Below are 23,252 nucleotides of genomic sequence, written 5' to 3'. Positions count from 1 at the left end.
CCAGGGAACCGTCGAGGGTTTTCAACACGCCGTACAGGGTTGGACGACGGACTATGGCGACTTTATAAACGATAAATATCGGCTTTAGAAGCCATAAATAAAAAACAATCTCGTTTTAACCCGACAAATACCGATACAAATCGGTATTTGCCCGTTCCGGATCGCCTCAGAGCCCTTCTTCCAGCACCTTCGCCAGCATGTCGACAAAGAAATCCACGCTCTGACGCGAGGTGACCATCGGCGGCTTGATCTTCAGGACGTTCAGATAATCGCCGGTTGGCTGCATGAAAATCCCCAGCTCCCGCAGGCGATCACACAACCGCGTGGTTTCCTCGGTCGCCGGTTCCAGGGTTTCCCGATTGCGGATCAGCTCGACCCCCAGATAGAACCCGGAACCGTGCACCGCGCCGACCAACGGATATTGATCGATCAACGCCTCCAGCCGGGCCTTGAAATGAGCGCCGACCACCTGGGCGTTTTCCCAGAGTTTTTCTTCTTCCATGACGTCGAGCACCGCCATGCCGATCTGGCAGCTCACCGGACTGCCGCCAGCGGACGAGAAGAAATAGCCCTCGGCCTCCAGCGCCTCGGCGATTTCCCGGCGGGTGATCACCGCGCCCAGCGGCTGGCCGTTGCCCATGCCTTTGGCCATGGTGATGATGTCCGGCACCACGCCTTGCTCTTCGAAGCCCCAGAAGAAGTGGCCCATGCGCCCGTAACCGACCTGCACCTCATCGGCGATGCACACGCCGCCCCGGGCGCGCACCAGTTCATAGACTTTCTTGAGGTAGCCCGGCGGTAGCGAGATCCCGCCCGCATTGCCGTAGACCGGCTCGCAGATGAACCCGGCGAGTTGGCGTTTCTGCTCGTCGATCTTCGCCAGATGATGTTCGACACTGCGCACATAATCCGGCGCCGAATCCGGGCCGCGAAATTCGCCGCGATAGGTGTTGGGCGCGGTCACCGCATGCACCCAGTCCGGGCGACTGCTCAGGGCCTTCGGGTTATCGGCAATCGAGGTCGACACTGCGTCCGCGCCCACCGTCCAGCCGTGATAGGCCTCCAGCACGCTGATCATGTCGCGCCCACCGCTGGCGGCCCACGCCAGGCGGATCGCCAGATCGTTAGCCTCGCTGCCGCTGTTGACCAGGAACACCCGATCCATGCCCTCCGGCGCCAGTTTCAGCAAGCGCTCGGAAAACTCGGCGACCGCCGCATAGTTGAATCGCGAGTTGGTATTGAGCAGCGACCACTGCCGGCTCGCGACCGCCGCCATGCGCGGGTGACCGTGGCCGAGCACCGCGACGTTGTTGAGCATGTCGAGGTAGGAACGGCCCTGCATGTCGATCAGGTGATTGCGCCAGCCGCGCTCGATGCGCGGCGGGTCGACGTAATAGTGCTTTTGGGTGCGGGCAAAACTGGCGTCGCGGCGCGCAAGCAAGGTAGCTGCGTCCAGCTCGGGTTCGGCGTCGCAGGCCAGGCCCAGCAGTGCGGCCGGCGAGGGGGACAACGCCTGCCACGCCAACGCGCGTGATGGTGTACAGAACAGCGGCGCTTCCAGCTGTGCGCCGCGAATCAATTGCACGATCAAGGGACCGTCCACCGAACCCAGTACCTGGCCTTTGACCAGCGCTGCGCCACTGTGCAATGAAGGTTTCACGCCCAGCAAGTGCAGGCTCAATTGCGGGCCATCGAGTCGCAGCGCGCCGTCGGCCGACAGGTGAAGTATGCCAGCAAACGGCGCTTCCACCGTCGAACCCTGGGGCACATGCAATTCAACGTGCAGCGGGAATGTCTCTGGCTCATCGGCGCTGTCGGGCCGGGTGCGCGACAACCGGTATTGCCCGTATCGACTGGCCGCCAGACCGTGAATGGCCGCTGCTTCACTCAACAGGCGCTGATCGATGCCAGGCTGCTCCCAATTGCCCGCCTCGAAGTGCGCGCTCAACACACCCAGATCGATCAACGCGAATTCGCGCCCGACCAGACCGGGCAACAACGGCGCAAAGCCTTCACTGTCGATGGTCGGCAAGGTCTGGCCGACCGCCGTGAGAATCGCCGCCTCCATCAAGGCCAGAGGCACAGAGGTGGCGACCCGGAAGATCTCCCACTCGTGGTTCAGATTATCGCGGCTGTAGGTATTGCCCGGATCGATGCTGACCTGTTGCTCGCCACTGAGCACCAGCACCGCCGCCCGCGCCACGATCAGCGGCCACAGCGCCAGCAGTTCTTCGTGTTGCAGCGGATTGACCGCGTGATAGGCCTGCACGGCCGGCAGGATCACAAACGGATCGCCGGCGGCATGATGCAGCAACGCGGCGCAGGTGACCGACAGATCGGTGATACGCCAGGTGCGCACCAGATCGCCGAAATCGATGACGCCCTGTAACTGCCAGTGCCGCCGGGCATCACGCTGCCAGACTACGTTGTCGTCGGTGATGTCCATGTGGATCGCCTGCACCGGCAGCTTTTCCAGCAGCGGCTGCAAACGAAGCCTGGCCTGTGCGGCAGCCTCGGCGATCAGCGCGCGTTGGCGTTCGTCTTCGATGACCGGCAGCAGGTGCTCGATCAGTGCGCTGGCATGGCGCGCGTCCCATTGCAACGTGCGCTCGAGTCCCGGATGGTCGAACCCGGCCAGGGCCAGATCCATTTCGCCGCAGAGCCGGCCGAAACCGGCGACGACATCGTGGCCAAGGTGATCGAGAGCTGTCAGCGGCTGGCCCTCGATGTAATCGAGCAGACGTACATGCACCGCTTCGCCGCCGATCTCCAGCGACAACAGGTCCTGGCCGTCGTTGGCCGGGATCACCCGAGGAACCTGCACAGCGCCATGATCGGCCAGGTACCTCAGCCCCGCGTGCTGGGCCTGCAGTTCCACCAGCGAATAGTCGCCCCGGCAGATCTTCAGCACGAATCGCCCGCGTTCGCTGTCCACGCGATAATTGAGGTCCTGCTGGCTGCCCAGCGCCTGCAACTTGCCGCTCAGCCCGTAATGCTGCGTCAGAACCTGCAAGGCCTGCTCTGCAGTGACCTGTGGGCCCGGAAGACTGGCGCGATGAATCAACGTGGCGAACGACATGGAACGACCCCTGAAATTTTATTAGGCGCCTATATCGCCACTGCACCGATGGATAATCAACCCCCCGTAAACCCCGCGCCGATCACTGCCCTGTTTCACTCGGCCGCCGCTGCTCCATTGGATGGAGTGCGCCCGGCTTCCGTACGTCGAATACCCGCCGGCACAGAGCTGCGCGGACAAAATACCGCGGGCAACCCTCTTGTGCCGCCCCTCCCCTGCCGACAAGCTATGCTCCACTCGCTTTATAGTCTTACGGAAAAAGGCCAACCTGCATGCGTATTCTCGTCACCGGTGGTGCCGGCTTCATTGGCTCCGCACTGGTTCGCCACCTGATTTGCAACACGGCTCACGAGGTGTTGAACCTCGACAAACTGACTTACGCCGGCAATCTCGAATCGCTTACGAGCATCGCCGACAACAGCCGTTACGAATTTGTGCAAGCCGATATCGTCGATCAGTCCACAGTGAGCACCCTGCTCAAGCGCTTCCAGCCTCATGCGATCATGCATCTGGCTGCCGAATCCCATGTCGACCGATCCATCGATGGGCCGTCGGACTTCATTCAGACCAATATCGTCGGTACTTACAGCCTGCTGGAAGCGGCCCGTGCCTACTGGCAGGGCCTGGCCGAGCCGGAAAAAAGTGCCTTCCGCTTTCACCATATATCGACCGACGAGGTCTACGGCGACCTGCATGGCATCGACGATCTGTTCACCGAAACAACTCCCTACGCCCCCAGCTCGCCCTATTCCGCAAGCAAGGCGGCGTCCGATCATCTTGTCCGGGCGTGGCACCGCACTTATGGACTGCCCGTCCTGCTGACCAATTGCTCGAACAATTACGGGCCCTACCACTTTCCGGAAAAGCTGATCCCGCTGGTGATTCTCAACGCACTGGCCGGCAAGCCACTGCCGGTGTATGGCAACGGTCAGCAAGTCCGTGACTGGCTGTTCGTCGACGATCATGCCCGGGCGCTGTTGAAAGTGGTCACCGAAGGCGCGGTGGGTGAAACCTACAATATTGGCGGACACAACGAACAAAAGAACATTGAGGTGGTGCACGCCATCTGCTCATTGCTCGAAGAGTTGGCACCGAACAACAAGCCTCAGGGCTTCGCTCGATTCGCTGACCTGATCACTTTCGTCAAGGACCGTCCCGGTCACGACCTGCGTTACGCCATTGACGCCGGCAAGATCGAACGCGAACTGGGTTGGGTCCCTGAAGAAACGTTCGAGACCGGCCTGCGCAAAACCGTTCAGTGGTATCTGGACAACCGTCAATGGTGCCGACGCGTTCAGGACGGCAGCTATCAGGGCGAACGCCTGGGTTCCACCGACATCAAGGATCTGCTCGCATGATGAAGGGCATAGTTCTCGCCGGAGGTTCCGGCACACGTTTGCATCCAATCACGCTCGGCGTATCCAAACAGCTGTTGCCGGTCTACGACAAACCGATGATCTACTACCCGATCTCGGTGCTGATGCTGGCCGGGATCAAGGACATCCTGATCATCTCCACCCCGCAGGATCTTCCGCAATACCGCAACCTGCTGGGCGATGGAAGCCAGTTCGGGGTCTCGTTCAGCTATGCCGAGCAGCCATCCCCCGACGGACTGGCCCAGGCCTTTCTGATCGGCGAGCAGTTCATTGGTAATGATCCGGTGTGCCTGATTCTCGGCGACAACATTTTCCACGGCCAATCCTTCAGCGAACAGTTGAAGAAAGCCGCCCGCAAACCTCACGGCGCAACAGTGTTCGGCTATTGGGTCAAGGATCCAGAGCGCTTCGGCGTGATCGACTTCGACCGCGAAGGGCGCGCCCTGTCCATCGAAGAGAAACCCGCAAAGCCCAAGTCCAGCTACGCGGTGACGGGTCTGTACTTCTACGATAACGACGTGATCAGGATCGCCAAGGCAGTCAAACCATCGCAGCGTGGCGAACTGGAAATCACCGACGTCAACAACGCGTATTTGCAGCGTGGCGATCTGCAGGTCGAGCGTTTCGGACGCGGGTTCGCCTGGCTCGACACCGGTACTCACGACAGCCTGCTTGAAGCCTCCCAGTATGTGCAGACCATCGAACACCGCCAGGGCCTCAAAGTCGCGTGCCTGGAAGAGATTGCCTATCTGAACAGGTGGATCAGCCGCGAACATCTGCTCGAGCGCGCGCAGTACTTCGGCAAGACCGGCTATGGCCAGTACCTGTATTCGATTGCCGGAGAAAACCAATGAACGTGATCGAAACCGATCTGCCCGGCGTCATGGTCATCGAACCCAAAGTGTTTGGTGACGAACGCGGCTTTTTCTACGAGAGCTTTAATTCCAAGGCGTTTGCCGAAGCGACGGGCGTGAATGCGCAGTTCGTACAGGACAACCATTCGCGCTCGCAGAAAGGCGTATTGCGTGGTCTGCACTATCAGTTGGAAAACACCCAGGGGAAACTGGTGCGAGTGACCGTCGGTGAAGTGCTCGACGTTGTCGTGGATATCCGGCGCAGCTCGCCGCACTTCGGCAAATCGCTCACCCTGCGCCTGTCGGCAGACAATCGTCGCCAACTCTGGATACCCGAAGGCTTCGCCCACGGTTTTGTCGTGCTGAGCGAGGTTGCCGAATTTCTCTACAAGACCACCGACTATTACACGCCGTCTGCCGAGCGATGTATTCGCTGGGACGACCCGACGCTGGACATCGACTGGCAACTCGAATCTGCTCCGCAGCTCTCGGCCAAGGATCAGAACGGTAAAAGCCTGAACGAGGCTGACCTGTTCCCATGAAAATCCTCATCTGTGGACAGCAGGGTCAGGTCTCGAAAGAGCTGCAGTTGCGCCTGGCCGATACAGGCGATCTGATCGTGCTCGGGCGTGACCGGCTTGACCTGGCTCAGCCCGCGCAAATCCGCCAGCAGGTCAGACAGATCGCTCCCGATCTGATTATCAACGCTGCGGCCCATACTGCAGTCGACCAGGCAGAAAGCGAGCCCGAGCTGGCTTTCGCCATCAATGCGACAGGGCCCGGTGTCTTGGCCGAGGAAGCAGCACGGCTTGGTGCGCCGCTGATTCATTACTCCACCGATTACGTCTTTGACGGCAGCCAGCCAGAGCCCTACAACGAATCCGATGTACCAGCCCCGCTGAGTGTCTATGGCAAAAGCAAGCTGGCAGGCGAGCAAGCCATCGCCGACGTTCAGGGGCAACACCTGATTCTGCGAACCAGTTGGGTTTACTCCACCCATGGCCGGAACTTCCTGTTGACCATGCAGCGATTGCTCCAGGAAAAACCACAATTGCGGGTCGTCGCCGATCAGGTCGGAGCCCCCACCTGGGCGGGCACCATTGCCCAGAGCACCCTGGCACTTATCGAACGCTGGCAGTCAGGGCAACCCGGGGTCTGGGGCACCTACCACCTGACGGCCGGCGGGCATACCTCGTGGTTCGGTTTCGCCCAGGCTATTGGCGCAGCGCTGCGTGAACAGGGCAAACCGTGCGCAGAACTGATACCGATCCCTTCCAGCGACTATCCGACGCCTGCTGCACGTCCCTTGAATTCGCGTCTGGACTGCAGTCGCCTGCAGCGTGAGTGGGGCGTCAGTCTGCCGGACTGGCAAACCGCGCTGCACGAGTGTCTTGCCGGGCAAGCCTAGGCATAATGCGCCTGTACCCACAGGCGCCCGATGCTCATGACTCCGACTCTTCCCCGTCGCCCCCGCTGGCGCAGCCTCGCCCTGCTGGCCCTGTGTCTGGCTCCGCTGCTGTGGCCGCTGGAGCATCTCGCCGAGCGCTATTACCGCAGCGAACTGGCCGGCCAGAACCGCCAGACCCTCGACCTCTACGTCGCCAACCTGCTGGGCACCCTGCATCGCTACGAAGTGCTGCCGCAAATCCTCGGCGACCTGCCGGCCCTGCGCGCGGTGCTCGGGGCGCCGGACGACGGTGTGACCCAGGGCAACGCCAACCGCCTGTTGAAGAACATCGCTGCGCAGACCGGCGCCGAAGTCATGTACCTGATGGACACCAACGGTCAAACGCTCGCTGCATCGAACTGGGACAAGCACGACAGCTTCGTCGGGCGCAATTTCTCTTTCCGGCCGTACTTCAGCGAAGCGATGGCCGGCCGCCTCGGGCGCTTCTTCGGGTTGGGCACCACTTCCGCCAAACGCGGCTATTTCTTCGCCGCAGCGGTGCGCAACGGCGAAAAAATCATCGGCGTGCTGGTGATCAAGGTTGACCTCGACCACACCGAAAGCCTGTGGGGCAAAACCCCGGAACAACTGCTGGTGACCGACCACAACGGCGTGGTCATCCTCACCTCGCGCCCGGAATGGCGTTTTCGCGCGACCCGCACCCTGAGTGATACCGAGCGCGCGGCGATCACCGCAATCCAGCCCTACCCGACCCGCGAGCCACGCCCGCTGAACCTGAGCCCGACCGCGTGGTTGCCGCAAACCCAGGAGATCGCGGAAACCGGCTGGAGCGTGAGCATTCTTGCCCCGCGTACCTTGATCGACCGACCGGTGCGCACGGTGGTGGCGATCGGCGGCGCCACCTTGCTGGTAGTCATGTTGTTGCTGGGCCTGATGATGCAGCGTCGTCGTCATTACCTGGAACGGATCGCCTTCGAAGCCAAGGCCCGGCGGGAACTTGAGGGCCGGGTTGCCGAACGCACCAGCGATCTCGAAGGCCTCAACCGGCGCCTCAAGCAAGAGGTGCTGGAACGCGAACAGGCCCAGCAGGAACTGGTGCGCGCCCAGGACGATCTGGTGCAGGCCGGCAAACTGTCGGCGCTGGGGACGATGTCGGCGAGCATCAGCCACGAACTCAACCAGCCACTGGCGGCGATCCGCAGCTACGCCGAAAACGCCGAAGTGCTGCTCGACCACGAACGCACCGAAGACGCCCGAGGCAACCTCAAACTGATCAGCGAGCTGACCGGGCGCATGGCCTCGATCATCGCTCACCTGCGCGCCTTCGCTCGTCGCGACCGCCACGCCCCGGAAAGTGTCGCCCTGCAACCGGCGCTGGACGACGCACTCGCCTTGCTGGCCAAACGTCGCCGGAGCATGGATGTCGAGCTGATCCGCGACTTGCCCGCCGCAACATTGTGGGTCGAAGCCGGGGAAACCCGACTGCGCCAGGTGCTGGGCAACCTGCTGGCCAACGCTCTCGATGCCCTGACCGAGAAAGGCCCGCCGCGTAAATTGTGGCTGAGTGCCGAATCCACCGATGACGGCGTCAACCTGTACATTCGCGACAATGGCCCGGGTTTCTGCATGGAAGCCCTGGGCCGTGCCAGCGAACCGTTTTACACGACCAAGACCCGCACTCAAGGCCTGGGTCTGGGGTTGGCCATTTGCGAAACCCTGATGCGCGCCTTCGGCGGTGAACTGTCGTTCGCCAACCACAAGCAAGGTGGCGCCTTGATCACCCTGCGGCTGCGCGCCGGCGCGCCCGGGGTCAGCCTGCAACCGTCCGAGGATCGAAGCGCATGACCATCGACAACCGCATTCAGGTGGTGCTGATCGACGACGACCCGCACCTGCGTCAGGCCCTCGGCCAGACTCTGGATCTGGCCGGCCTGAAAATTCTCCCGCTGTCCGAAGCCAAGGGCCTGGCCGCGCAACTGGAGCGCGACTGGCCGGGCGTGGTGGTCAGCGACATCCGCATGCCCGGCATGGATGGCCTGGAGCTGCTGAGCGAACTGCACGCTCAGGATCCGGAATTGCCGGTGCTGCTGATCACCGGCCACGGCGACGTGCCACTGGCCGTGCAGGCCATGCGCGCCGGTGCCTATGACTTTCTGGAAAAACCTTTCGCCAGCGACGCCCTGCTCGACAGCGTGCGCCGCGCCCTGGCCCTGCGGCGTCTGGTGCTGGACAACCGCAGCCTGCGCATGGCCCTGAGTGATCGCAACGAACTGAGCGCGCGGCTGGTCGGCCAGTCCGCGCCGATGTCACGCCTGCGCGAGCAGATCGGCGCGCTGGCGGCGACCAAGGCCGACGTGCTGATCCTCGGCGAAACCGGCGCCGGCAAGGAAGTCGTCGCCCGCGCCCTGCACGATCTGTCGAGCCGGCGTAACGGCCCGTTCGTGGCGATCAACGCCGGCGCGCTGGCCGAATCGGTGGTCGAAAGCGAATTGTTCGGCCATGAGCCCGGCGCCTTCACCGGCGCGCAAAAGCGCCGGATCGGCAAGTTCGAATTTGCCAATGGCGGCACGTTGTTCCTCGATGAAATCGAGAGCATGAGCATGGACGTGCAGGTCAAACTGCTGCGCATGCTGCAGGAGCGCGTGGTCGAGCGTCTGGGCGGCAATCAGTTGATCCCGCTGGACATCCGCGTCATCGCCGCCACCAAGGAAGACCTGCGCCAGGCCGCGGATCAGGGGCGATTCCGGGCGGACTTGTATTACCGCCTCAATGTGGCGCCGCTGCGCATTCCACCACTGCGTGAACGGGGCGAAGACGCGTTGATGCTGTTCCAGCATTACGCCGACGAAGCCAGCGCCCGCCATGGTCTGCCACCGCATGAACTGCAACCGGCGCAACGGGCGTTGCTGCTGCGGCACTCATGGCCGGGCAACGTGCGGGAATTGCAGAACGCGGCGGAGCGTTTTGCCCTCGGTCTGGAACTGGCACTGGACAACACGCAGCCCGATGGCAGCCCCGGCACCACCGTCGAAATCACGGCGGGCGGGCTCAGCGAGCAAGTGGAAAACTTCGAGAAATCCCTGATCGCCGCCGAACTGGCCCGTTCTCACGGTTCCGTGCGCAGTCTCGCCGAAGCCCTGGGCATTCCGCGCAAGACCCTGCACGACAAACTGCGCAAGCACGGTCTGAATTTCGCTGGCAGCGGCGGCCATTCCGACGAATCCGAATGAAGCACGCTCAATTCACTTTTCTGCCGCAAGAGGTCCGGGCATGAAGCACGACAGTCGTTATCTGGAATCGGTCCTTCACCACGATATCCCACTGACCCGGGACATAGGCCTCAAGGTGCTCGACTGGCAGGAACAGCAACTGCGCCTGCATCTGCCGCTGGACGCCAACGTCAATCACAAGAGCACCATGTTCGGTGGCAGCCTGTATTGCGGCGCGGTGCTGGCCGGCTGGGGCTGGCTGCATTTGCGTTTGAAAGAGGAAGGCATCGAAGACGGGCACATCGTGATTCAGGAAGGGCAGATCAGTTATCCACTGCCTGTGACCGGCGATGCCATTGCGATCTGCCCGTCACCGAGTGCAACGCAGTGGAAGAAATTTCTGGCGATGTATCAGCGTTACGGACGGGCGCGATTGACTCTGCATACGCGGGTCATCAATGCCGGTAGCGATGAGGATGCAGTGACCTTCAGCGGGCAGTACGTCCTGCACCGCTGAAGACTGAGCGCGCTTACGAGCGGGCGAGTTCGAGCAGCTTCGCCCGCCATGCTGCTTTCGCCGGCAACGCCAGGAAGAAACTGTTCAACAAAGACTCCCGAGCTGGATAACAGAACGCTGCGCCACTCAGATCGAGCACTTCACCGCCCGCCCCTTCCAGAACGCCCTGCGCCGCCGCCGTGTCCCACTGCGAAGTCGGCGCCAGACGCGGGTAGCAATCGGCAGCACCTTCGGCCAGCAGACAGAACTTCAGCGAACTGCCGATGTTGGCCAGTTGCAACTCTCCAAGGCTGGCACTCAATCCGGCGAGCAAGCGTTCCTGCTCCGGGCTCGAATGACGGCGGCTGGCAACCACGGTAAACGCTTCGCCAGGTCCCGGCACGTCACGAACCTGAATTGCCACCGGCGTGCCGCCCGTGTCGCCGCGCCAGGCACCAAGCCCGGCTCCGCCGACGTAGAAGCGACCGTTGGTCGGCATCGTCACCACACCGAACACCACCCGGCCGTTCTCGATCAGCGCGATGTTGACGGTGAACTCTTCGCTGCCGCTGATGAACTCCTTGGTGCCATCCAGCGGGTCCACCAGCCACCAGCGCTGCCAGCCGGCGCGCACGCTCTGCGGGATGTTGGCGTCCTCTTCGGACAGCACCGGAATGCTCGGATCCAGCGCTGTCAGGCCGGCCACGATCACGTGATGCGCGGCCATGTCCGCCGCCGTCACCGGCGAATCATCGGACTTGGCGGTGACGGCCACACCGGCACGCCAGAACGGCAGGATCGCCTCGCCGGCCCGCAGTGCCAGCTCGACCACCGGCGCCATCAACGGATGGGGAAAATTCATCGATATCTCACTCATGCCTGAAAAAATCCGCGCTGGGTAAGCAGGTCGCGGGTCAGGTATAACGCCGCCAGGGCGCGGCCCTCACTGAAATTCGGATTCTGCGCCAGCGCCGACAGTTCCCGCAGGTTGACCTTGTCCACACGCATCGGCTCGGGCTCATCGCCTTCGAGGCGCTCTTCGTACAAATCGGTGGCCAGCACCACCTGAATTTTCTGGCTCATGTAACCGGGGGACAACGACAGCTCGGTCAGATGCTCCAGTTGTCGCGCGCCATAACCGGCTTCTTCCTTGAGTTCGCGTTCGGCGGCAGCCAGCACGTCTTCGCCGGGTTCGATCAGGCCTTTGGGCAGCGACAGTTCATATTCGTCGGTGCCGCCGCAGTATTCCTCGACCAGCACCGCGTGCTCGGCATCGAGCATCGCTACTATCATCACCGCGCCATAGCCGGCGCCCTTGCCTACCAGTCGCTCGTAGGTACGTTCAACGCCGTTGGAGAAACGCAGCTTCAGCTCTTCGACGCAGAACAGCCGGCTGGTGGCGACGATCTCGCGGGCAAGTACGGTGGGTTTCTGGCGCATGCAAAGCTCCTTGGCGTGAACGCGCTACTATAACGCGGCTTTTCCGATTGTTTGCGTCGGATATCTTTCTACCGTTCGAGACGTTGCCATGCCTTCATTACCGTGGTCCGACATCGATACCGTTCTGCTGGACATGGACGGAACGTTGCTCGACCTGCACTTTGACAACCACTTCTGGCTGGAACACCTGCCGCAGCGCTACGCCGAACTGCACGGCGTGAGCCGGGCGATGGCGGAAATGGAATTGCAGCCGCTGTTCGAGCGCCATGCCGGTCAGTTGCAGTGGTACTGCCTGGACTTCTGGAGCGCGGAGCTGAAGCTGTCGGTGCGTGAACTGAAACTGGAAACCGCCCACCTGATCGCCCTGCGTCCGGACGCCGACACCTTTCTGGAAGCGATCAAACGAGCCGGCAAACGCGTGGTGATGATCACCAACGCGCACCGCGATTCACTGTCGCTGAAACTGGAACGAATCGAACTGGCGCCGTACTTTGAAAGGCTGATCAGCTCTCACGATTACGGTTTTCCCAAGGAGAATCCGCAGTTCTGGGACGCGTTGCAGGCCGATATCGGTTTTGACCCGGCACGCAGCCTGTTCATCGACGACACCTTGCCGATCCTGCGCAGTGCGCGGAATTTCGGCGTGACGCATTTGTTGGCCGTGAAGGAGCCGGACAGCCGCAAAGGGCCGAAGGACACCGGGGAATTTGCGGCGGTCGAGGATTATCGGGATTTGATTGCGGGCCTGTAGACCGCATCGTCCCCATCGCGAGCAGGCTCGCTCCCACAATAGAAATGCATTCCAATGTGGGAGCGAGCCTGCTCGCGATTGCGATATCTGCGGTTATTCAGGAATACGCAGCGTCTGCCCCGGATAAATCTTGTCCGGATGTGACAGCAGCGGCTTGTTGGCCTCGAAGATTTTGTTGTACTGGTTGGCGTTGCCATACACCGCCAGGGAAATCGCGCTGAGGGTGTCGCCCTTCTTCACGACCACAAAACGCGCCGCCGCCACAACCGGCCCGGTCACGGTGATCTGGTCATCGACGCTGCCGACACCGGCAATGTTGCCCACTGCCAGAAGAATCTTCTCTTTCTCTTCCTGGCTCGCCACTTCACCGGTGACCGTCACCTTGTCACCGTCCACGGTCGCCTGAACATTCGGGTTACCCAACCCGACCTTGCTGATGTGCTCCTTCAATTGCTCGCTGGCATTGGCGTTGCCAGGGGTCAACAGGTCTAGCAACTTCTCACCGGCCTCTTTCACAAAGCTCAAAAGACTCATAGCGCACACTCCTTGATTTAAGTTCCAGACGCCCAAGCCTAGACCACCCCGGACAAACCCGGTTGCGGCCCGACCAATGACCCTGCCCCCGCGCAAGCGGTAGAATCGCCCACCCTTGCCAGCGCCCCGGAGCGAAGATGGACATCAAGCAGCTGAAATTCCTCATCGCCCTCGACGAAACCCGCCATTTCGGCCAGGCCGCCGCCCGCTGCCACATCACCCAGCCGACCCTGTCGATGCGCCTGCGCAGCCTTGAGGAAGAACTCGACCTGCCACTGGTCAACCGTGGCCAGCGCTTCGAAGGCTTTACCGCGCCGGGCGAACGGGTGCTGGCTTGGGCGCGCACAGTGCTGGCGGCCTACGACGGCTTGCAGGCGGAAGCGGCGGCGTGTCGCGGCAATCTGATCGGCACCCTTCGGCTGGGCGTGGTGCCGTTGTCGAGTTTCGACGCGCTGCCCCTGATGCAACGCCTGCACGCGCAACACCCGAACCTGCGCTTCGAACTGTCTTCGCTGAGCTCGGAACAGGTTCTGGAGCAACTGGCGAACAATCGGATCGACATTGGCGTGTCTTATCTGGACCGCCTCGACGGCGAGCGGTTTGAATCCCTGGCCTTCAGTGAAACGCAGATGGGCCTGCTCTACGACCAGCGGTTCTTCAGCTTTGGCGAAGCGCCGCTGAGTTGGGAATCACTGATCGAACTGCCCCTGGGCATGCTCACCAGCGGCATGCACTTTCGCCAGTCCATCGACCATAACTTCCACAGTCGTGGCCTGACGCCGCAACCGTTGCTGCAAACCGACGCCGTCCACCAATTGTTGCAAGCGGTGCACGGCGGGCTGTGCTGCGCGGTGATGCCACTCGATGGCGGCCTGGAAAACCTCACGGATAACCTGCGTCTGCAACCCATCGAAAACGCCCAGACCCTCGCCCGCCTGGGCCTGATCATGCGTCGCGGCGCCCCACGATCGGCGTTGGCCGAGGCCTGTTTCGCGCTTTATCAGAAATCACCAGCGGAGGCTTGATCGACGGCATCTATCGAAGGATCGACACTAGCGATTAGACGCGACAACTTGCCGCGCCTAGTCTTAACGTTGATCAATCCGTCGGTGATGCCATGAACGCCAAGCGCCCGGCCTGCGCGGCGCCTGCTCTCGAAACGCCCGCGCCTGCCGCCAGTCAGACCTACAGCTACAGCGATCTCCCCCTCGCGGAATCGGCCAGCACCGCGCTGGCCGAAGAAGTCGCGTTGGCGATTGCCTACAACGGCATCAGTCAGGCCGTGATGCTGGTGACGCCGACCGACCTTGAAGACTTCATCGTCGGCTTCAGCCTCGGCAGCGGCATCATCGAAGACGCCTCGGACATCTACGACCTGCAACTGACCGGCTCGGGCTCGGCGCAATACGCACAAGTAACCATCGCCAACCGCGCCTTCTGGAACCTTAAACAGCAGCGCCGGCAACTGGCCGGCACCAGCGGTTGCGGGTTGTGCGGCGTGGAAGCGGTAGAGCAGGCGCTGCCTGACCTCAAGGTTTTGCCCGGCGCCCCCTTGCCGCCCATCGAATGGCTCGACGGTCTGCGCCAGCGCATCGGCGCGTTTCAGCCGCTCGGCCAGCATTGCGGTGCGGTGCACGCGGCGGTGTTCATGAACGCCAGCGGTGAATTGCTGCTGGGCCGCGAAGACATCGGCCGGCACAACGCCCTCGACAAACTGATCGGCGGCCTGATCCGGCAAAAGATATCCACAGCCGGCGGCCTGGCGATTGTCACCAGCCGTTGCAGCCTCGAATTGATCCAGAAAGTTTTGCGGGCCGGGATTCAGACCCTGGTCAGCCTGTCCGCGCCCACCGGCCTCGCCGTGCAATGGGCCCGACGCCATAACCTCAATCTCATTCACCTGCCGCAGAAAAACGCGCCGCGGGTGTATAGCCCAGAAATGGAGAAACACCCGTGAGCCAACATCATCAAGCCGACCAGAAACCCGTTCCGCGCTACAAGCCTTACAAGGGCCCGGCCGGTGGCTGGGGCGCCCTGATCAGCGTGGCCCAGGCCTGGTTGACCAGCGACAACGCCCTGAAAAACCTGCGCATGATGCTCAAGACCAACCAGAACGGCGGCTTCGACTGCCCGGGCTGCGCCTGGGGCGACTCGCCGGAAAGCGGCATGGTCAAATTCTGCGAGAACGGCGCCAAGGCGGTGAACTGGGAAGCGACCAAGCGCCGGGTGGACGGCAAATTCTTCGCCAAGCACAGCGTCACCGCGTTGCTCGAACAGAGCGACTACTGGCTCGAATATCAGGGTCGCCTGACCGAGCCAGTGGTGTATGACGCCGAAACCGATCGCTACAAGCCGATCAGCTGGGACGATGCCTACGCGCTGATCGGCAAACACCTGCGAGCGCTGTCGAGTCCGGATCAGGCCGAGTTCTACACCTCCGGCCGCGCCAGCAATGAAGCGGCGTACCTGTATCAACTGTTCGTGCGCGCCTTCGGCACCAACAACTTCCCCGACTGCTCGAACATGTGCCACGAGGCCAGCGGCGTGGCGCTGGCGCAGAGTGTCGGCGTCGGCAAAGGCACCGTGACCTTCGACGATTTCGAACACGCCGACGCGATTTTCGTCTGGGGCCAGAACCCGGGCACCAACCACCCGCGCATGCTCGAACCCCTGCGTGAAGCGGTGAAACGCGGCGCTCAGGTGGTGTGCATCAACCCGCTGAAAGAGCGGGGTCTGGAACGCTTCCAGCATCCACAGCACCCGATCGAAATGCTCACCAACGGCGACAAGCCGACCAACACCGCGTATTTCCGCCCGGCGCTGGGCGGCGACATGGCGGTGCTGCGCGGCATGGCCAAGTTCCTGCTGCAATGGGAACGCGAGGCGCAGAAGGCCGGCGCACCGGCGGTGTTCGATCACGACTTCCTCAATGAACACAGCGTCAACGTGCTGGAATACCTCGGCGTCGTCGATGACACGCCGTGGGAGCAGATCGTCGCGCAGTCCGGCCTGACCCTGGTGGAAATCGAGCAAGCGGCGCGCATGTACGCCAAAGGCAAGAACGTGATCATGTGCTGGGCGATGGGCATCACCCAGCATCGTCACTCGGTGCCGACCATCCAGGAAATCGCCAACCTGATGCTGCTGCGCGGCAACATCGGCAAACCCGGCGCCGGACTGTGCCCGGTGCGTGGCCACAGTAACGTGCAGGGCGACCGCACCATGGGCATCAACGAGCGTCCGCCGGTGGCGTTCCTCGATTCCCTCGAGCGTCGCTTCCAGTTCAAGGTTCCACGTCACAACGGGCACAACGTGGTCGAAGCGATTCATGCGATGGCCGAAGGTCGCGCCAAGGTGTTCATCGGTCTGGGCGGCAACTTCGCCCGGGCCACGCCGGACAGCCCGCGCACCTTCCAGGCCCTGAGCACCTGCGACCTGACTGTGCAGATCAGCACCAAGCTCAACCGCAGCCACCTGGCTCACGGCAAGGACGCGTTGATCCTGCCGTGCCTGGGCCGTACCGACATCGATATCCAGACCGAAGGCCCGCAGGCCGTCACCGTGGAAGACTCGTTCAGCATGGTGCACGCCTCCAACGGTCAGTTGCAGCCGCTGTCGAACCAGATGCGCTCGGAGCCGTCGATCATCGCCGGCATCGCCGCCGCAACACTGGGCAGCAAACCGGTGGACTGGAACTGGCTGGTGGCCGACTACCGGCGTATCCGCGAACTGATCGCCGATACCATCCCGGGCTTCAAGGATTTCAACGAGAAGGTCAAGAACCCGGGCGGTTTCTACCTCGGCAACAGCGCCGGCGCGCGCAAGTGGAACACCACGTCAGGCCGGGCCAACTTCAAGCCGAACATGCTGCCCAAGGACCTGATCCACGAGCGCACTCGCGCTACCGGCAAACTGCCGGATCTGATCCTGCAATCGATGCGTTCCCACGATCAGTACAACACCACGATTTATGGTCTCGACGATCGTTATCGCGGGGTGAAGGGGCAACGTGATGTGCTGTTCGCCAACGAGGCGGACATCATTCGCCTGGGCTTCAAACCGGGGCAGAAGGCTGACATCGTGTCGCTGTGGGACGATGGTCGCGAGCGTCGGGTGAAGGGCTTCACGCTGCTGGCGTTCGATATCCCGGCGGGGCAGGCGGCGGCTTATTACCCTGAAGTGAACCCGTTGGTGCCGCTGGAGAGTACCGGCGATGGCAGCCATACGCCGACGTCGAAATTCATCGCTATCCGGTTGGAAGCGGCGAGTGAGACGGGGCTGATCATGGCCAAGTCGGCCTGATTCTGATCGCTCCCACGCTCTGCGTGGGAGCGAAGCCGTGGACGCTCCGCGTCCGAAAGTCAGACTCGATAGATCTCGCAGACACTTTTCAAACGCCCACAAAAAAGGCCGCTTTGTGATCAAAGCGGCCTGTCCGAAGTAGCTAAAGACCGGCGAAAATCGGTTAAGTTCCGCCCAAAAATCAGCAACTTGCAGAATTGTATACAGGTCGTGCTATTCGTCGGATTTTGATTGTCACGCCCATTCCAGAGCCTCAGGATCGCGCCGTCATCCCTTTGAGGCTCCTCTATGAAGTTCTCCTCGATTCTCTTGTTGTCCCTTGGCCTGGTCAGTGGCTTCGCTTCTGCCGGAGGCACCACCGAAGCAGGTGTGGGCGGCGCATTGGGCGGGGTTCTTGGCTCGGTCGTCGGTCAATCGCTAGGCGGCAGTACAGGTTCAACCATTGGCGCAGCCCTGGGCGGCGCGGGTGGTAGTGCGGTGGGCGCCGACAAGCGCAGCCGTGGCGAAGCAGCCATCGGCGGTGCGCTGGGCGCAGCCGGCGGCAACGTGGTCGGCCGCAGCATGGGCGGCACCACCGGCAGCCTGATCGGCGCAGCAGCCGGCGGCGGCGCGGGTGGCGCGCTGGGCAACTACATGGGCAACAAGAGCGATGACGACGATCGTCATTACGATCGTCGCCATGATGATCGTCGCTACTACCGTGACCGTCACCCAGGTCGTGGCCATGCCTATGGCCATCGCAAGCACCACCGCTACTATCGCGACTGAGGCCTGGCCTCGTTAGCTGATACCCCCAGATCGCAGCTCCCCCGGGCTGCGATTTTTTTTGTCCGTCACACCGTCAGGCGTTCCAGCGCTTCGCGCAATCGGGCCGGAATCGACACCGGCTGATTGGATGCCCGGTCGACGAATACATGCACGAAGCGCCCGGCGGCACAGGCTTCCTGTTCTCCTTCCTTGAACACCGCCAGTTCGTATTGCACCGAACTGTTGCCCAGCTTGCCGACCCGCAGGCCAATCTCGATTCGATCCGGAAAAGCGATCGACGCGAAGTAGTCGCAGGACGAACTCACCACAAATCCCACCACCTCGCCGTCATGGATATCCAGCCCTCCGACCTGGATCAGGTAGGTGTTCACCGCCGTGTCGAAGAAGCTGTAATAGGTAACGTTGTTGACGTGACCGTAGGCGTCGTTGTCATGCCAGCGCGTGGTGATCGGCTGGAAGTGTGGGTAATTGCTGCGTTGCGGCATCGGGTTGGACATCAGTGTCGATTCCTGAAGTGATCTGCTCAGTCTAAAGATAAAAACCCTTGCCGCGCGCCGCCAGCTCGCCGATCAATTGTGCCGGCCGCCAGTGATCACCCTGCCGGGTCTCCAGCGCCAGCAATCGCTTGTGAATATCGGCCAGCCCCTGATCGTCCGCCCAGGCCATCGGCCCGCCCCGCTCCGCCGGGAAGCCATAGCCATTCAGATAGACCTGATCGATGTCATGCGCCGACTCGGCAATCCCTTCCTGCAGGATCTTCGCGCCCTCGTTGACCAACGCCAGCAGGCATCGCTCAAGGATCTCCTCCGAGCCGATATCCCGCCGATGAAATCCCAACCCTTCGCTGACACTCAACACCAGCGCATCGACCTCGGGATCATGCTCGGCCTGACGACTGCCCGGCTCGTAGTGGTAATAACCGTTGCCGGACTTCTGACCGAAGCGACCCTGTTCGCACAAGCGGTTATCCACCTGAACCTCGGGCGCGTCCTGCCCCTTGCCGGCGAGCTCGCGGGCACGCCACTCGAGATCGATGCCGACCACGTCGTACATGCGAAACGGCCCCATGGCGAAACCGAAACTCTGCAACGCCGCATCGACCTGATGCGGATACGCCCCTTCGAGCAACATCTTGCGCGCTTCGAGCACATACGGATGCAGCATGCGGTTGCCGATAAAACCGTGGCAGTTACCCGACACCACACTGACCTTGCCCATGCGCTTGCCCAGCTCAAGCGCAGCCTCAAGCACAGCCGGTGATGTCTGCGCGCCACGGACTATTTCCAGCAACTTCATGATGTGCGCCGGGCTGAAGAAATGCAGGCCCAGCACTTGAGTCGGACGCCGTGTCGCGGCGGCAATGGCGTCGATGTCCAGCGCCGAGGTATTGCTCGCCAGCAGCGCTTCGGGCTTCAGCACGCCATCGAGCTCGCGGAAGATCTTCTGCTTGAGCTCAAGATTCTCGTACACCGCTTCGATCACCAGGTCGACATTGCGGATCGCCACATAGTCTGGCGCCGCACTGATACGGGCAATCCGCGCATCGGCCTCGGCCTGGTCGATCCGTCCCTGTCGCACGTTGTGCGCGTAGGTATCGGCCACGGTGGCCAGCGCCTGCTCGAGCATCTGTGGATTGTTATCGACCCACTGCACCGACACGCCGGCGTTGGCCAGGCACATGACGATGCCGCGGCCCATGGTGCCGGCGCCGATCACGGCGGCCTGCTGAATAGCGAAGGATGTCTGGCTCATGTTGTTCTCTTGTTGGCGATCCGAAGACAGCCATCACCATAGTCAGCCACCGGGCATTTTTGAAGTTCATTGCCGTGATGATCGACATTCACCAGATGGATTCGAGACCTCACAGATGCGCCTGAGCCCAGGCCCGAACCTCCGCGTAGGGATATTCTTCCAGCGCCGCAAACCCGGAAATGGCCCGGGCCTTTAGCTTGGTAAACAACGGTACGCTGATTCCGCACAGGAACCGGGTCAACCGCTCCGCCGACGGAGCGCTGCCAGCGTGCTGCTGGTGCCTGTGGATAAATTCTCCACACAACTCCGTAAAGTTTTTATCCACAAGCGCCGGCAATTCCGGCGGCGCCGGCAGCCGGGCGACTTGCCCGTGACACACCGAGCAATGTCCGCACTGCTGCGGTGCATTGTGATCGCCAAAATATTCGGCCAGCCGATATCCGAGGCATCGCTCGGTGGCGAACAGCTCGAGCATGGCGTGAATCCGCGCCACTTCGGTTTGCTCATGGCGGGTGAAATAGTCATGCAGTTCAGCGCTCAGGGCCTGGCTGTCGAAATCGCTGCGCTGGACGTTGTAGACCTCGGTCATTTGCTTGCTCTCAAGCTCGACCCAGCCCTTCTCCTGAAAGTAATCCAGCGCCTTCACCACCCGGTTGCGCTCGGCGGAATACTGCTCGTACATCGCCTCGAAATTCACCGTGGCCCAGGTGCGTGCGCGGCTTGAGGTCTGGATGATCGCGGCGACGAAATCCCTCCGTTCACCTTCGAAACGCTCAAGCAACGCCTCGGGTTCCAGCAGGTATTTGAAGCGATACTCGGCGTAGTACGCGTAGCGCGGGGCAATCAGTCCTCGCAGCTCCAGTTGCACCAGCAACGTCTTCAAAGGCAACGAACGAATGTTGCTCTGGTCCGCCAGCGGCCCGAGCAGAAATTCCCATTGGCCTTCGGGCGCGGCGGCCTGCAACTCGTCGAGCACATGACGAATGCCGTCCTGTTCCGGCGTGTCGCCATACACGAAGTTTTCCAGCACGTTGAGGCTGTCGCGGTTGGCCAGCACCAGGCAGTCGGAGGGCTGCCCGTCACGTCCGGCGCGGCCGATTTCCTGGCTGTAGTTTTCGATGGATTTGGGCAGGTCGAAATGCACCACGTTGCGGATGTCGCTCTTGTCGATGCCCATGCCGAAGGCAATGGTGGCGACGATGCAATTGGACTGCCCGCCCATGAAGCGCTTCTGGATCCCGTCCCGTTGCTCATGGGGCAAACCGGCGTGATAAGCCTCGGCCTGAATGCCATTGCGCTCAAGATGTTCGGCAATCTGCTCGGCGGTTTTCTGCAGCGTGACGTAGACGATGCTCGGCTGCCCCGCGCGCTCGCTCATCCACTCCACCAGCCGTCGGCGCTTGTCCTGCCCACGCACCGGCTCGACCAGCAGATTGAGGTTGGGTCGATAGAAACCGGTGGTCACCACATCTTCTGCCGCGATGGCGAATTTCGCCTGCATGTCGGCGATCACTTTCGGCGTTGCCGTGGCAGTCAGCAGCAGGGTTTGCGGGATGTTGAACTGGCGCTGGTAGTCCGGCAGTTTGAGGTAGTCGGGGCGGAAGTTGTGGCCCCATTCGGAAATGCAGTGCGCCTCATCCACCACCAGCAGCGAGATCGGCACCTGCTGCAAAAAATTGCGAAAGCGCTCGTTCTTCAAGCGCTCCACGGAAATCATCAGGATCTTCAGTTCGCCGGAACGGGCACGTGCCATCACATCATTGGCATCTTCGCGGCTCTGCGCCGAATCGATGCTGCCTGCCGAAATCCCGTGTCGTCGCAAAAACTCGAGCTGATCCTGCATCAGCGCCAGCAGCGGCGAGACCACCAGCGTCAGGTGTGGCAACAAGAGCGCCGGCACCTGGTAACAAAGGGACTTGCCGGAGCCGGTGGGAAATATCGCGGCGGCCGAACGCCCGGCGAGAACGGCGCTGATCGCAGTCTCCTGGCCGGGTCGAAACTGTGGATAACCGAAAACCTGTTCCAGGGTGTTGTGCATTCGCTGTCACTCCGTTGACCGCTGTGATGCCAACAGCCTAGCGGGCGATCGCAGCGCGTCGAGAAAAGGTCGGGGTCAAATCGATACGGGATGATACCCGACGACCTCCAGCCTTTGGCCAACGTCGTGACGGCGGGACTGTGACGGCGGGACTACGGCTGCAACACCGCCACTCGCAATTGCTCGTTCAATAGTTGCTCGTGCACGCCCTGGCTTTTGCTGGCCCACAGTGCATGGGCCGGGCTGATATCACCAGTGAATGCCGCCGCCAACTGACGCAGGTCGGCGACACTGCGCACCCGAGGACAGAACGCTTGCTCGTCGCAGTTCTGGCTGGCGTTGCGATAGGTGGTGAGCAAACGATCCCATAGGCCGTCACGCACCTGGCGGATCGACTTGAGCTGCACATGCGGCACGCCCAGACGTTGTTTCAGCCCGGACTCATCCAGGCCTTCGCTGGCCAGCAGTGCCTTGCCGAACATCAGCACTTCGGCGCGGGACGCCGTGTCGATGCTGGCCTGGGTCGTGAGTGCGTCCGGCCATTCGGTGCGCTCCACTTGCGTGAGCACCAGCCCATTGCCCGCCTCGGAGGCCAACGCCAAACGACAACCACTGGCCCATAGCAAAACGATCGAGGCCATTCGTAGCCACTGCATACCTAATTCCCTTTAAGTCTGTGTCGGACGTTTGGAAACACCCCACGGATTCTGGCGCGCACCATACAGATCTTTAACGGGAATCGCCCGACAAACACGTAGGAAATTTCGCCCATCAGGGTTTGGCTGTGAAAAAGCCGCAAAAACGCGTAGGGCAAATGCCCGAACCCCGGAAAAACCCCTACGAATTCTGTCCATTGTGGCTGTCTTGTCCCACTCGACGGCGCCCTTCTATAGTGGCCGGCGCGACTGAAAACACTGTGTCGGCCCGCCGAAGCGACTTCGTAAAGGACACACCTCAATCATGAACATGTTCACACCGCTGAATACTCGTTTTCGCCCTCTCAAGACCTGCGACGGCGACAACCCGGTCATGGTCATCGACACCGCAGCATCACCGGGTGATTTGCTCAATGCCGCCGATCAACGCCTGCGTGCCGCCAGTGATCTGCTGGAAACTCTTTACTGCCTGTGTTTCAAACAAGCCGACGTGAAAGATATCCCCAACATCGTCAATGCGCTTTATTTGTTGACGCAGGACGGCTGTGACTTGTTGGAAGTTGCCAGACAACGAATAAATAGTTAAAGC

The 23,252-nt window shown here is 61.7% G+C and carries 21 protein-coding genes; 13 read left to right on the top strand and 8 right to left on the bottom strand.

Annotated elements, in window-relative coordinates; translation table 11 throughout:
• Window positions 1-166: 166 nt before the first annotated feature.
• Complete coding sequence (locus GQX66_RS10755) at window positions 167-3,079, bottom strand: aminotransferase (RefSeq protein WP_240868828.1); 2,913 nt, start codon at window positions 3,077-3,079, stop codon at window positions 167-169.
• 272 nt (window positions 3,080-3,351) lie between these two features.
• On the opposite strand from GQX66_RS10755, the gene rfbB reads away from it, so the two are divergent.
• Genes rfbB through GQX66_RS10720 form a run of 7 tightly spaced genes read left to right on the top strand, consistent with a single transcriptional unit; the run spans window position 3,352 to window position 10,443 of the window.
• The gene (rfbB, locus tag GQX66_RS10750; RefSeq protein ID WP_236187828.1) at window positions 3,352-4,437 is read left to right on the top strand and encodes a dTDP-glucose 4,6-dehydratase; all 1,086 of its coding nucleotides are present in this window, start codon (window positions 3,352-3,354) and stop codon (window positions 4,435-4,437) included.
• On the top strand, window positions 4,434-5,309 hold the full coding sequence (rfbA, locus tag GQX66_RS10745) for a glucose-1-phosphate thymidylyltransferase RfbA (RefSeq protein WP_240868825.1): 876 nt from the start codon (window positions 4,434-4,436) through the stop codon (window positions 5,307-5,309). The genes rfbB and rfbA overlap by 4 nt, the downstream gene beginning before the upstream one ends.
• Window positions 5,306-5,851 carry a dTDP-4-dehydrorhamnose 3,5-epimerase gene (gene rfbC / locus GQX66_RS10740; RefSeq protein WP_240868810.1) on the top strand — a complete coding sequence of 182 codons (546 nt, stop codon included), beginning with the start codon at window positions 5,306-5,308 and terminating at the stop codon, window positions 5,849-5,851. Before rfbA ends, rfbC begins: the two co-directional genes overlap by 4 nt.
• A complete protein-coding gene (rfbD, locus tag GQX66_RS10735; RefSeq protein WP_085746354.1) occupies window positions 5,848-6,717 on the top strand; it encodes a dTDP-4-dehydrorhamnose reductase in 870 nt (289 codons plus the stop codon). The genes rfbC and rfbD overlap by 4 nt, the downstream gene beginning before the upstream one ends.
• Window positions 6,718-6,753: 36 nt before the next feature.
• A complete protein-coding gene (locus GQX66_RS10730) occupies window positions 6,754-8,562 on the top strand; it encodes an ATP-binding protein (RefSeq protein WP_240868798.1) in 1,809 nt (602 codons plus the stop codon).
• A complete protein-coding gene (locus GQX66_RS10725) occupies window positions 8,559-9,947 on the top strand; it encodes a sigma-54 dependent transcriptional regulator (RefSeq protein ID WP_007952638.1) in 1,389 nt (462 codons plus the stop codon). Before GQX66_RS10730 ends, GQX66_RS10725 begins: the two co-directional genes overlap by 4 nt.
• Before the next feature lie 40 nt (window positions 9,948-9,987).
• Window positions 9,988-10,443 carry a YiiD C-terminal domain-containing protein gene (locus GQX66_RS10720; RefSeq protein ID WP_240868796.1) on the top strand — a complete coding sequence of 152 codons (456 nt, stop codon included), beginning with the start codon at window positions 9,988-9,990 and terminating at the stop codon, window positions 10,441-10,443.
• 13 nt (window positions 10,444-10,456) lie between these two features.
• Here GQX66_RS10720 and cysQ read toward each other — a convergent pair whose 3' ends face one another.
• Window positions 10,457-11,290 carry a 3'(2'),5'-bisphosphate nucleotidase CysQ gene (gene cysQ / locus GQX66_RS10715; RefSeq protein WP_085746567.1) on the bottom strand — a complete coding sequence of 278 codons (834 nt, stop codon included), beginning with the start codon at window positions 11,288-11,290 and terminating at the stop codon, window positions 10,457-10,459.
• Between the two features lie 5 nt (window positions 11,291-11,295).
• On the bottom strand, window positions 11,296-11,862 hold the full coding sequence (gene nudE, locus GQX66_RS10710) for an ADP compounds hydrolase NudE (RefSeq protein ID WP_085746352.1): 567 nt from the start codon (window positions 11,860-11,862) through the stop codon (window positions 11,296-11,298).
• Between the two features lie 88 nt (window positions 11,863-11,950).
• On the opposite strand from nudE, the gene yrfG reads away from it, so the two are divergent.
• A complete protein-coding gene (gene yrfG / locus GQX66_RS10705; RefSeq protein ID WP_085746351.1) occupies window positions 11,951-12,613 on the top strand; it encodes a GMP/IMP nucleotidase in 663 nt (220 codons plus the stop codon).
• A gap of 93 nt (window positions 12,614-12,706) precedes the next feature.
• Here yrfG and lysM read toward each other — a convergent pair whose 3' ends face one another.
• Window positions 12,707-13,147 (bottom strand): peptidoglycan-binding protein LysM, encoded by a 441-nt coding sequence (gene lysM, locus GQX66_RS10700; protein WP_039764611.1) that lies wholly within the window; start codon window positions 13,145-13,147, stop codon window positions 12,707-12,709.
• A gap of 137 nt (window positions 13,148-13,284) precedes the next feature.
• Between lysM and GQX66_RS10695 the strand changes: the two genes are divergently transcribed.
• The 4 genes from GQX66_RS10695 (at window position 13,285) to GQX66_RS10680 (ending at window position 18,217) form a co-directional block, all read left to right on the top strand.
• Entirely contained in the window at window positions 13,285-14,172 is an 888-nt protein-coding gene (locus GQX66_RS10695; RefSeq protein ID WP_085746350.1) for a LysR family transcriptional regulator, read from the top strand.
• Window positions 14,173-14,264: 92 nt separating this feature from the next.
• On the top strand, window positions 14,265-15,104 hold the full coding sequence (fdhD, locus tag GQX66_RS10690) for a formate dehydrogenase accessory sulfurtransferase FdhD (RefSeq protein ID WP_085684137.1): 840 nt from the start codon (window positions 14,265-14,267) through the stop codon (window positions 15,102-15,104).
• Window positions 15,101-17,449, top strand: coding sequence for an FdhF/YdeP family oxidoreductase (locus tag GQX66_RS10685; RefSeq protein ID WP_240868792.1), 2,349 nt, complete (start codon window positions 15,101-15,103; stop codon window positions 17,447-17,449). The genes fdhD and GQX66_RS10685 overlap by 4 nt, the downstream gene beginning before the upstream one ends.
• Before the next feature lie 288 nt (window positions 17,450-17,737).
• A complete protein-coding gene (locus tag GQX66_RS10680) occupies window positions 17,738-18,217 on the top strand; it encodes a YMGG-like glycine zipper-containing protein (RefSeq protein WP_011331978.1) in 480 nt (159 codons plus the stop codon).
• 65 nt (window positions 18,218-18,282) lie between these two features.
• Here GQX66_RS10680 and GQX66_RS10675 read toward each other — a convergent pair whose 3' ends face one another.
• The 4 genes from GQX66_RS10675 to GQX66_RS10660 form a co-directional block, all read right to left on the bottom strand.
• Window positions 18,283-18,714, bottom strand: a complete 432-nt coding sequence (locus GQX66_RS10675) for a thioesterase family protein (protein ID WP_085746347.1) — start codon at window positions 18,712-18,714, stop codon at window positions 18,283-18,285.
• A 31-nt stretch (window positions 18,715-18,745) separates the two neighbouring features.
• Window positions 18,746-19,969 carry a 3-hydroxyacyl-CoA dehydrogenase gene (locus GQX66_RS10670; RefSeq protein ID WP_085746346.1) on the bottom strand — a complete coding sequence of 408 codons (1,224 nt, stop codon included), beginning with the start codon at window positions 19,967-19,969 and terminating at the stop codon, window positions 18,746-18,748.
• 109 nt (window positions 19,970-20,078) lie between these two features.
• Window positions 20,079-22,007 (bottom strand): ATP-dependent DNA helicase RecQ, encoded by a 1,929-nt coding sequence (locus tag GQX66_RS10665; RefSeq protein WP_085746345.1) that lies wholly within the window; start codon window positions 22,005-22,007, stop codon window positions 20,079-20,081.
• Window positions 22,008-22,159: 152 nt separating this feature from the next.
• Window positions 22,160-22,663 carry a hypothetical protein gene (locus GQX66_RS10660; protein ID WP_007952668.1) on the bottom strand — a complete coding sequence of 168 codons (504 nt, stop codon included), beginning with the start codon at window positions 22,661-22,663 and terminating at the stop codon, window positions 22,160-22,162.
• Between the two features lie 304 nt (window positions 22,664-22,967).
• Here GQX66_RS10660 and GQX66_RS10655 point away from each other — a divergent pair, with 304 nt between their 5' ends.
• Window positions 22,968-23,249: a hypothetical protein gene (locus GQX66_RS10655; protein WP_085746344.1), complete on the top strand. Its 282-nt coding sequence runs from the start codon at window positions 22,968-22,970 to the stop codon at window positions 23,247-23,249.
• Window positions 23,250-23,252 lie beyond the last annotated feature (3 nt).

Source organism: Pseudomonas sp. B707 (genome assembly GCF_022496685.1).
Taxonomy (GTDB): domain Bacteria; phylum Pseudomonadota; class Gammaproteobacteria; order Pseudomonadales; family Pseudomonadaceae; genus Aquipseudomonas; species Aquipseudomonas paraglycinae.
This window is presented reverse-complemented; position numbering and strand designations above follow the sequence as displayed.

What these genes read in the sequence shown, in the direction of transcription:
- GQX66_RS10755 (WP_240868828.1), bottom strand. Translation starts at nt 3,079, where the DNA reads ATGTCGTTCGCCACGTTGATTCATCGCGCCAGTCTTCCGGGCCCACAG.
- rfbB (WP_236187828.1), top strand. Translation starts at nt 3,352, where the DNA reads ATGCGTATTCTCGTCACCGGTGGTGCCGGCTTCATTGGCTCCGCACTG.
- rfbA (WP_240868825.1), top strand. Translation starts at nt 4,434, where the DNA reads ATGATGAAGGGCATAGTTCTCGCCGGAGGTTCCGGCACACGTTTGCAT.
- rfbC (WP_240868810.1), top strand. Translation starts at nt 5,306, where the DNA reads ATGAACGTGATCGAAACCGATCTGCCCGGCGTCATGGTCATCGAACCC.
- rfbD (WP_085746354.1), top strand. Translation starts at nt 5,848, where the DNA reads ATGAAAATCCTCATCTGTGGACAGCAGGGTCAGGTCTCGAAAGAGCTG.
- GQX66_RS10730 (WP_240868798.1), top strand. Translation starts at nt 6,754, where the DNA reads ATGACTCCGACTCTTCCCCGTCGCCCCCGCTGGCGCAGCCTCGCCCTG.
- GQX66_RS10725 (WP_007952638.1), top strand. Translation starts at nt 8,559, where the DNA reads ATGACCATCGACAACCGCATTCAGGTGGTGCTGATCGACGACGACCCG.
- GQX66_RS10720 (WP_240868796.1), top strand. Translation starts at nt 9,988, where the DNA reads ATGAAGCACGACAGTCGTTATCTGGAATCGGTCCTTCACCACGATATC.
- nudE (WP_085746352.1), bottom strand. Translation starts at nt 11,862, where the DNA reads ATGCGCCAGAAACCCACCGTACTTGCCCGCGAGATCGTCGCCACCAGC.
- yrfG (WP_085746351.1), top strand. Translation starts at nt 11,951, where the DNA reads ATGCCTTCATTACCGTGGTCCGACATCGATACCGTTCTGCTGGACATG.
- lysM (WP_039764611.1), bottom strand. Translation starts at nt 13,147, where the DNA reads ATGAGTCTTTTGAGCTTTGTGAAAGAGGCCGGTGAGAAGTTGCTAGAC.
- GQX66_RS10695 (WP_085746350.1), top strand. Translation starts at nt 13,285, where the DNA reads ATGGACATCAAGCAGCTGAAATTCCTCATCGCCCTCGACGAAACCCGC.
- fdhD (WP_085684137.1), top strand. Translation starts at nt 14,265, where the DNA reads ATGAACGCCAAGCGCCCGGCCTGCGCGGCGCCTGCTCTCGAAACGCCC.
- GQX66_RS10680 (WP_011331978.1), top strand. Translation starts at nt 17,738, where the DNA reads ATGAAGTTCTCCTCGATTCTCTTGTTGTCCCTTGGCCTGGTCAGTGGC.
- GQX66_RS10675 (WP_085746347.1), bottom strand. Translation starts at nt 18,714, where the DNA reads ATGTCCAACCCGATGCCGCAACGCAGCAATTACCCACACTTCCAGCCG.
- GQX66_RS10670 (WP_085746346.1), bottom strand. Translation starts at nt 19,969, where the DNA reads ATGAGCCAGACATCCTTCGCTATTCAGCAGGCCGCCGTGATCGGCGCC.
- GQX66_RS10665 (WP_085746345.1), bottom strand. Translation starts at nt 22,007, where the DNA reads ATGCACAACACCCTGGAACAGGTTTTCGGTTATCCACAGTTTCGACCC.
- GQX66_RS10660 (WP_007952668.1), bottom strand. Translation starts at nt 22,663, where the DNA reads ATGCAGTGGCTACGAATGGCCTCGATCGTTTTGCTATGGGCCAGTGGT.
- GQX66_RS10655 (WP_085746344.1), top strand. Translation starts at nt 22,968, where the DNA reads ATGAACATGTTCACACCGCTGAATACTCGTTTTCGCCCTCTCAAGACC.